The organism is Faecousia intestinalis (genome assembly GCF_040096185.1).
Classification (GTDB): Bacteria; Bacillota; Clostridia; order Oscillospirales; family Oscillospiraceae; genus JAZOXB01.
The window spans coordinates 1-4,887 of sequence record NZ_JBBMFF010000277.1; the positions used below are offsets into that span (position 1 = coordinate 1).

The 4,887-nt window shown below is 55.2% G+C and carries 5 protein-coding genes; 4 read left to right on the top strand and 1 reads right to left on the bottom strand.

The window, feature by feature from the left end; all coding sequences use genetic code 11:
• Together WMO66_RS14275 and WMO66_RS14280 are read left to right on the top strand one after the other, a co-directional pair.
• Positions 1–438: GTP pyrophosphokinase (locus tag WMO66_RS14275; RefSeq protein ID WP_349137023.1), on the top strand; the 438-nt coding region annotated here is incomplete at its 5' end.
• A gap of 592 nt (positions 439–1,030) precedes the next feature.
• A complete protein-coding gene (locus tag WMO66_RS14280) occupies positions 1,031–1,462 on the top strand; it encodes a helix-turn-helix domain-containing protein (RefSeq protein ID WP_349137024.1) in 432 nt (143 codons plus the stop codon).
• Between the two features lie 97 nt (positions 1,463–1,559).
• On the opposite strand, the gene WMO66_RS14285 is transcribed toward WMO66_RS14280, so the two are convergent.
• A complete protein-coding gene (locus tag WMO66_RS14285) occupies positions 1,560–1,805 on the bottom strand; it encodes a hypothetical protein (protein WP_349137025.1) in 246 nt (81 codons plus the stop codon).
• Between the two features lie 197 nt (positions 1,806–2,002).
• Here WMO66_RS14285 and WMO66_RS14290 point away from each other — a divergent pair, with 197 nt between their 5' ends.
• Both WMO66_RS14290 and WMO66_RS14295 read left to right on the top strand, forming a co-directional pair.
• Entirely contained in the window at positions 2,003–2,863 is an 861-nt protein-coding gene (locus WMO66_RS14290; protein ID WP_349137026.1) for an EamA family transporter, read from the top strand.
• A 286-nt stretch (positions 2,864–3,149) separates the two neighbouring features.
• Entirely contained in the window at positions 3,150–4,541 is a 1,392-nt protein-coding gene (locus tag WMO66_RS14295) for an MATE family efflux transporter (RefSeq protein ID WP_349137027.1), read from the top strand.
• The last annotated feature ends 346 nt before the right edge of the window (positions 4,542–4,887 follow it).

Consider the following 4,887-nt stretch of genomic DNA (forward strand, 5'->3'; position numbering starts at 1 on the left):
ATGAACAAGATGCAGAAGCGCGGACTTCCTCTGGATTTTCCGACCATGCAGGCAAATATCATGGATGTTGCCGGTGTGCGTGTGATCTGCTCTTTCGAGGAGGATGTGTTCTTTTTGGCAAAGTGCTTAAAAGATCAGTCTGACATTGAAATCATCACAGAGAAAGATTATATTTCACACCCGAAACCAAATGGCTATCGCAGTCTGCACCTGACGATCCGGCTGCCGGTATTCTTTGCAGAAAAAGAGATCCATGTGCCGGTGGAGATACAACTCCGTACAATCGCTATGGACTTCTGGGCAAGCCTTGAGCATACCATCCGCTATAAGAAAAACTTGCCGATAAATGCTGAAATCGAAACCGAACTGAAAGAGTGCGCCGATTCCAGCAGAGAGTGGGACAGTAAAATGGAGCATCTACTGCACATTTTAACATAATGCGTCAGATATAAAAGAAAAAGCACTCATTTTGATGCTTGCCTTTTGATATTGGTATCATATTTTGATAAGGCTAATCCGCCAAACTGAATACTGACTGGGGCAAGGTTGAACAGACCTTGCTCCTTTTTGTGCAGCTAAAAGGTCAGCCTCATAGGCAGATCATTATCTCCGACAGAAATTTTTTCATTTTTTGCAAAAGTGGTACCCAAAATCTGGAGCCGCCTTGTATCTTATAGCAAACGACAAAGAGGTGGCGAATCATGGATACAACGGCCAACACCCTGGCGGTCTACCGGAAAGAGGTCAAATACTTAATCTCCCTGCTCGATTCCGTGATGCGCAAAGGTGTGTCCTGCGTAGGGCATCGAATGTACCGCTCTAAATCGCCAGAAACGGGAAAAGTCCTGCGCTGCGTCCCATGCGCAATGCAAGGCAAAGGACGGTTCAACTCGGAGTAGAGGCGGAATTATTCACAAGTCTCTGCTATAATTCTACTTGATAGAGTTTGGTTTGGTTCAATGTTATTCTGCGTTGCTTGAGGCAACGCAGTCTTCCGCACTATAATGAGAGTGCAAAGGAGGAAGCCACTATGTTTCAAGACAACCTAAAAGCACTTCGTAAGGAAAAAGGAATCACGCAAGAGGAACTGGCAGCACGATTGAATGTCGTGAGGCAGACCGTTTCAAAATGGGAAAAAGGTCTTTCCGTTCCCGACTCGGATCTGTTAATAAAGCTGGCGGAGATTTTGGATGTCCCTGTAAGCCGATTGCTCGGATCCAAAATTGAAGCAGAAACGAAGCCCGACGCTTTGGCAGAGCAGCTTTCGCGGATCAACGAGCAGCTGGCTATCAAAAACAGACGGGCGAAGAGAGTATGGAAAGTATTCGCCTTTATTATCGGCGGCATTATTGTGATGTACATCCTGGGCATAATTGCTTTTACCGGTCTCACTGCTCATCCGGCCCAGTCCAATACCGAAGAAACTTCACAAGTCATTGTTGGAACGGAAACAGATACTTAAAAACTCAAATCGTTTGTGCAGCAACCATCTTCCCAAAAACGCAAAAACATCCCGCACTATGCGTCCTGGAAACGCACGGTGTGGGATGTTTATCCTATTACGCAGCTTTTGTCAAATACGCACTCCCGGCGGCTAAGTTCACGCGGTCAACGTCATATCCTGCGTTGTAGATGGTGTTGGACAGCGGTCTCTCCTGCATCCGGTAGTCGTGCACGCAATCCGTGAGTGTCCAGCGGGCCGGGCTGCTCCAGAAAAAAGCAGACTTCGCCAGTAGGAATTTGCACTTTTTGACGATTACCTCTTCCAAATTGAGCAGTTCTGTTGTATAGTCTGAATTAGGCATAGTGACTCTCCTTTGGATGTGGTAGTGGTGTACTCAAAGGATTTTGTCTCTATGCTCAACTTTTTTCGCAAGAACGGGGCCGGGAAGAGAGCCAGACCCCCAACATTTTTGATGGAATCCACTTTACTAAAGCTTTAAAAAATCTCCCAATCTTTTCCCCGTCTCTGCGTGAAACACCATAGAAAGAAGGCATTGTCATGTGGATCCTGTTTGCATTTGGTTCGGCGCTTTTTGCCGGGCTGACATCCATTCTGGTAAAATGCGGCATCCGGAAGACGGATTCCGACACGGCCACGGCCATCCGGACGATCGTGGTCCTGCTGTTTTCGTGGCTGATGGTGGCCATCGTCGGCTCCGCGCCGACCATCACCGGCCTGAGCGCGAAGACGTGGGTCTTTCTGATCCTCTCGGGCCTCGCGACCGGCGCGTCGTGGCTGTGCTATTTCCGCGCGCTGCAGCTCGGCGACGTGAACAAGGTCGTTCCCATCGATAAATCGAGCACCATCCTGACGATCGTGCTGGCGTTCCTCTTCCTGAGCGAGGGCATCACCTGGCTCAAGGGCGCGGCCGTCGTGCTCATCGCCATCGGCACGTTCCTGATGATCGAGAAAAAGGCAGTCACCGGAAACAAGGCCGAACGAAAGAGCTGGCTGGTCTATGCCATCCTCTCCGCCGTGTTCGCCAGCCTGACCTCCATCCTCGGCAAGGTCGGCATCGAGGGCGTGGAGTCCAACCTCGGCACGGCCATCCGCACGGGCGTCGTGCTCGTGATGGCGTGGCTCATTGTGTGCGTCAAGGGCAAGCAGCACACGCTGAAGGAGGTCCCGAAGAAGGAGCTCGGCTTCATCTGCCTGTCCGGCCTTGCGACGGGCGGTTCGTGGCTGTGCTACTACAAGGCGCTGCAGGACGGGCTTGCCAGCGTGGTCGTGCCCATCGATAAGCTGAGCATTCTGGTCTCCATCGCATTCTCCGCCGTCGTGTTCCATGAGCGGCTGTCCAAAAAGGCCGCGCTCGGCCTTGTGCTGATCGTTGCGGGCACCCTCATGATGATTTTCTAACCTTTTCCCGATTTCATTTCCCATGCTGCATACAAGAGACAGAACGGCAGGCATTCGACGAGCTCATCCGCTGCATTCCTGGCGTGTACTGATTTCTGCCGCGCTCCTCTGACATCTGACCACAGCCCCTGAACAAACTGCACGGGAACGGTCTCATTCTTCAGGCCGTTCCCGTGCAGTCCTCCAAGGTTTGGGAAAAGCCGGAAAAATGTTTGCGCTGCGGGGCAGATTGCGTTATACTAGGGCCGCAATCGAGATGTTTTTGAATTGAGAGGAGAAATTCCGCATGAGATCCGCAGAAAGCAAGCGGCTCGACATGCTCCACGGCCCGATCTGGAGCAAGCTGCCGCAGTTTGCCCTGCCGGTCGCCGCAACAGCCATTCTGGAACAGCTGTTCAACGCCTCCGACATTGCCGTTGTCGGCAACTTCACCGGCGCGGACAAGACCATTGCCGTCGCCGCCGTCGGCGCAAACAGCGCGCTCATCGCGCTCATCGTCAACCTGTTCATCGGCATCGCCCTCGGCGCGAATGTCGTCATCGCAAACGCCGTCGGCCGCGGCGACCGCGAGGCCGTGCAGAAGGCCGTGCACACGTCCATCGTATTCTCGCTGCTGGGCGGCATCGTCGTCGCCGTTCTCGGTGAGCTGGCTGCGGCCGCCCTGCTGCGTACGCTGCATGTGCCGGACGACGTGTTTCCGCAGGCGCTGCTGTATCTGCGCATCTACCTGATGGGTATGCCGGTCATCCTGCTTTATAACTTCGAGGCGGCGATCTTCCGCAGCGTCGGTGAGACGCGCGTGCCGCTTGTGGCGCTGGCGATGTCCGGTGTGCTGAACGTGCTGCTGAATCTGTTCTTCGTAGCCGTGCTCCATATGACCGTCAACGGCGTGGCCATCGCGACCGTCATGGCCAATGCCTTCAGCTCGGCTCTGCTGTTCCGCCGCCTGCTGCGCTCCGGCAAGGACATCCGCCTCGAGCCGCGCAACCTGCGCATGGACGGCCGCAGCCTGTGGATAATCCTGCGCATCGGCCTTCCCGCCGGGCTGCAGAGCGCGGTGTTCGCCATTTCCAACATCGTCATCCAGTCCGCCATCAACAGCCTCGGCAAGGTCGTCATGGCTGCCTCGAGCGCAGCCTGCAACATCGAGGTCTTCGCCTATGACGTGATGAACTCCTACAATCAGGCCTGCACGACGTTCGTCGGCCAGAACTACGGCGCGGGCCAGATCCGCCGCTGCCGCAAAACGCTGTACCTCTGCCTGATCGAGGACGCCGTTTCGCTCGGCGCGACCGTCGCGCTGGTGCTGCTGACGGGCCGCTTCCTGCTGTCCATCTTCAACAACGACCCGCAGGTCATCGCGCTGGGCTACGACCGGCTGAAGATCGTGTTCTTCGCCTATATCTTCTCGCTTCTGTATGAGGTCATGTCCGGCTATCTGCGCGGCTTCGGCATCTCGCTCGTGCCCGCCGCGCTCACGGCCCTCGGCGTGTGCGGCATCCGCATTGCTTGGATCCACTTTGCCTTCCCGCAGCACCCCACGCTGCAGACCATCATGACGTCCTATCCGGTCAGCTTGTCCGCCACGGCGCTGATGATCTTCATTGCCCTGCTGTGCTACCGCCCGGCGCGCAAGCACGCCGCCATGGAGCGTGAACCCGCCCCGGCAGGGAAATAATTTCAAACAATATTGTAGCGGCGCTCATTGAGCGCCATGGAGGCTGGCAATATTTGCGGCATGAATTCTATGGTGCGAGGTTCCCAAGTTTGTCATTCCGAGGAGCGAAGCGACGTGGGAATCTCCTGCAGCCGGTTACGTTTTCGCCGAGGCCTACCTGCTATCCAACATGGTACTGCGAGATTGCCACGTCGGCCTACGGCCGCCTCGCAATGACAAGCCTGAAAGCCTGTACGTTCAACGGAGCGGCCGGAAATATGCAATTGCCCAAGGCGCTCACTACCCGCAAGGGGCACGCCGCATCCGTAAGGCGGCAAAGCCGCCAACGGCTGCGCAGTGAGCGCCG